At 77.9% G+C, this 4516-nt stretch carries 1 protein-coding gene; it reads left to right on the top strand.

Going from position 1 to position 4516, the window contains the following annotated elements:
* The coding region (locus tag ACN6LD_RS41865; protein WP_445045903.1) for a type I polyketide synthase at positions 1–4516 on the top strand (4516 nt) is incomplete at both ends.

Genomic DNA, 4516 nt, shown 5'->3' with positions numbered 1-4516 from the left:
GCGCCTTGAGCGGGTGCTGCGGCCCAAGGCGGACGCGGCCTGGCATCTGCACGAGCTGACCTCGGACATGGACCTCGCCGCGTTCGTCCTGTTCTCCTCGGTCACCGCCACGCTCGGCAACCCGGGCCAGGCCAACTACACCGCCGCCAACGGCTTCCTCGACGGGCTCGCCCAGCACCGTCACGCCCGCGGGCTGCCCGCCGCCTCCCTCGCCTTCGGACTGTGGGGCCAGGCCACCGGCCTGACCCGGCACCTCGACGACGCCGACCGCGCCCGGATGACCCGCGGGGGCCTTGCCGCCATGGACACCGACGACGGGCTCGCCCTGTTCGACGCGTCGTGGGCGGCCGGCCGGCCGCTCGCCGTCCCGGCCCGCCTGGACGCCGACGCCCTGCGCGCCGACGCGGCGCAGGGACGCCTGCCCGCGCTGCTGCGCACGCTGATCCGGGTGCCGGCCCGCAGGAGCGCCCCGGCCGGCGGCGCGTCACCCGAGGGGGCCTGGGCGCAGCGCATCGCCGGCCTGGCCGACGGCGAACGCGCGGGCGCCGTCGCCGCGTTCGTGCGCACCCATGTCGCCACCGTCCTCGGCCTCGAGGGGCCCGGCGCGATCGACGACCGGCGGGCCTTGAAGACCTACGGATTCGACTCGCTCGCCTCGGTCGAACTGCGCAACCGGCTGGCCTCGGCCACCGGCCTGACGCTGCCCGCCACCTTGGTCTTCGACTTCCCCACCCCGCAGGCGGTGGCCGGGTATCTGCTGGAGCGCGTCGCGGGCGAGGACACCGCCGCCGCCGCGGCGGCGGCGGGGGCCGTGCCGGTGCGGGGGCGCGCCGCGGACGACGACCCGATCGCCATCGTCTCGATGAGCTGCCGCTACCCCGGCGGCGTCACCTCGCCGCAGGAGCTGTGGCGGCTGGTCGCCGACGGCGTGGACGCGGTGGGGGAGTTCCCCGCCTCGCGCGGCTGGGACGAGGCGCGCCTGTACGACCCGGATCCCGACGCGGCCGGCAAGACGTACTGCCGCCGCGGCGGGTTCCTGCACGGCGCCGAGGACTTCGACGCCGAGTTCTTCGGGATCAGCCCGCGCGAGGCCCTGGCCACCGACCCGCAGCAGCGGCTGCTGCTGGAGACGGCGTGGGAGGCGTTCGAGCGGGCCGGGATCGACCCCGCGACCCTGCGCGGCAGCCGGACCGGGGTGTTCGCCGGCGTCATGTACAACGACTACGCCTCCCGGCTGCAGCCGGCGCCCGCCGGGTACGAGGGCTACCTCGGCAACGGCAGCATGGGCAGCGTCGCCTCCGGCCGCGTGTCGTACACGTTCGGTCTGGAGGGCCCGGCGCTCACCGTCGACACGGCCTGCTCGTCGTCGCTGGTGGCGCTCCATCTGGCCGCGCGGGCGCTGCGCGAGGGCGAGTGCACGCTCGCCCTGGCGGGCGGTGTCGCCCTGATGGCGACGCCCACCACGTTCGTGGAGTTCAGCCGTCAGCGGGCGCTGTCGCCCGACGGGCGCTGCAAGGCGTTCTCCGCTTCGTCCGACGGCACCGGCTGGGCGGAGGGCGTGGGCCTCGTCCTGCTGGAACGCCTCTCGGACGCCCGCCGCAACGGGCACCGGGTGCTGGCCGTCATCCGCGGCAGCGCCGTCAACCAGGACGGCGCGTCCAACGGCCTGACCGCCCCGAACGGGCCCGCCCAGCAGCGCGTCATCCGCCAGGCCCTCGCCGACGCCGGCCTGTCGGGGGCGGACGTCGACGCGGTCGAGGCGCACGGCACCGGCACCACCCTCGGCGACCCGATCGAGGCGCAGGCCCTGCTGGCCACCTACGGGCGCGAGCACACGCGTGAGCAGCCGCTGTGGCTGGGCTCGCTGAAGTCCAACATCGGCCACGCGCAGGCGGCCGCCGGCGTCGGCGGCGTCATCAAGATGGTGATGGCCATGCGTCACGAGAGGCTGCCGCGCACGCTGCACGTCGACGAGCCGACGCCGCACGTGGACTGGTCCGGCGGCACGATGGCGCTGCTCACCGAGGAACAGCCCTGGCCCGAGCGGGACGGCAGGCCGCGTCGTGCGGCGGTCTCCTCGTTCGGGATCAGCGGCACCAACGCCCACCTCGTCCTCGAGCACGCCCCCGACCCCGACCCCGACCCCGACCCCGTCGCCGGTCCCGTCGCCGACCCCGATCCCCTCGCCGAGCCCGGCGTCACTCCCGCCGGCGCGGAGCCCGCCGCCGGCGCGGGGCTGCTGGCGTGGGCGCTGTCCGCGCCCACCCGTGAGGGGCTGCAGGCCCAGGCCGCGCGCCTGCTGGCCCACCTGGACGGCGCGGGCGAGCCGCCCCGCGCGCAGGACCTGGCGCTGTCCCTGGCCACCACCCGCGCCCGTCTCGCCCACCGCGGGGTCGTGCTGGGCGCCGGCCACGGGGAACTCGTCGCCGCCCTCACGGCGGCCGCCCGCGGCCAGGACACCCCCGACGTGGTCCTCGGCGCCGAGTCCGGCGGGGGCCGCACCGCCGTGATGTTCACCGGGCAGGGCAGCCAGCGGGCCGGCATGGGGCGCGAGCTGTACGCGGCGTTCCCGGTGTTCGCGCAGGCCTTCGACGCGGCCTGCGCCCGCCTCGACGCCGGGCTCGGCCGCTCGCTCAAGGAGCTGGTGTTCGCCGCGCCCGACAGCGCCGAAGCCGATCTGCTGGACCGCACCGAGTTCACCCAGGCCGCCCTGTTCGCCGTGCAGAGCGCGCTGTACCGGCTGGCCGAGCACTTCGGGCTCGTCCCCGCCGCGCTGATCGGCCACTCCGTGGGCGAGGTGAGCGCCGCGCACGCCGCCGGTGTGCTGACGCTGGACGACGCGTGCGCGCTGGTGGTGGCGCGGGGCCGGCTGATGCAGGCGGCCCGCGAGGGCGGCGCGATGATCGCGATCGGGGCCGCCGAGACGGACGTGGCCGCCCGGCTCGCCCGGCACGCCGGCCGGGTGGAGATCGCCGCGGTCAACGGGCCCCTCGCCGTGGTGATCTCGGGCGACGCCGACGCCGCGGAGGAGGTCGCCGGACACTTCCGCGCCCAGGGCGTCAAGGCCCGCCGCCTCACCGTCTCGCACGCCTTCCACTCGCCCCACATGGACGGCGTCCTCGACGAGTTCGAGCGGATCGCCGGCGCCCTCGCCTTCCACGAGCCGCGCATCCCGCTCGTCTCCAACGTCACCGGACGCATCGCCGAGCCCGGCGAGCTGACCGACCCGGGCTACTGGGCGCGCCACATCCGCGCCGCGGTCCGCTTCCACGACGGCGTGCGCACCCTGCACCGCGAAGGCGTCACCACCTACCTCGAACTGGGCCCCCACCCCGTGCTCACCGCGATGGTGGGCGACGCCCTCCAGGACGCCGGCCAGGCCCCCGCGGCGGCCGCCGCCCTGCGGGCCGGCCGCCCGGAGGAGCGCACCTTCCTCGCCGCGCTCGCCGTCGCCGACACCCGCGGCGCGCCCGTCGACTGGACGGCGCTGCTCGCCGGGCGCCGCGCCCGCGTCGTCGACCTGCCCACCTACGCCTTCCAGCGCAGCCGCTACTGGCTGCCCACGCCGCCCGCGCCCCGCGACGTGGCGGGCGTGGGCCAGGACGCGCCCGGCCACCCGCTGCTCGGCGCCCTCGTCGAGCTCGCGGACGGCGAGGGGCTGGTGTTCACCGGCCGGCTCGCCCTGGAGGACCACCCCTGGCTCGGCGACCACGTCGTCGCGGGCGCCGTGGTGCTGCCCGGCGCGGCCCTGGCCGACCTGGCCGTCAGGGCGGGCGACCAGGCCGGCTGCACCACGGTCGACGACCTCACCCTGGAAACCCCCCTGGTGCTGCCCGAGCGCGGCGCGCTGCGCCTGCAGGTCGCCGTCGGCGACCCCGACGACGCGGGCCGCCGCCCGTTCGCCGTCCACACCCGCGCCGACACCGCGCCGGGCGGCGACGGCGCGCCCTGGACCCGGCACGCCACCGGCCTGCTCGGCACAGAGCACGCCGCCCCGCCCGAGGCCGCGGGCGCGGGCGCGGGCGGGGTCTGGCCCCCGCCCGGGGCGGCGGCCCTCGACCTGCGGGCGCTCCACGAGCGCCTGGAGAGCGCCGGCCTCTCCTACGGGCCCGCCTTCCAGGGCGTGCACGCCGCCTGGCGCCTCGGCGAGGAGATCTACCTCGACGTGCGGCTGCCGGACGCCGAGGCCGCCGACGCCGAACGCTTCGGCATCCACCCCGCGCTGCTGGACGCCGCGCTGCGCCCGCTCGCGCTCGGCGGCCAAGGACAGCAGCCGCACGACCCGGCGCCCGGCGCGGAAGCCGACCGCGTCCACATCCCGTTCCTGTGGAGCGGCGTCACGCTGTACGCGAGCGGCGCCCGCGCCGTCCGGGTGCGCATCGCCCCGGCGCGGACCGAGGGCGCCGTCCGCCTCGACATCGCCGGCCCCGACGGCGCACCGGTGGCCCGCGTCGACGCGCTGACCGTGCGGGCGCTGCCCGCCGGGCGCCTCGCCGGCCGCGGCGCGGCCGGCGGC

This window comes from Streptomyces sp. SAS_272 (genome assembly GCF_052543235.1).
The sequence above is the reverse complement of the archived record's forward strand: the minus strand, read 5'-3'. Positions and strand labels throughout refer to the sequence as shown.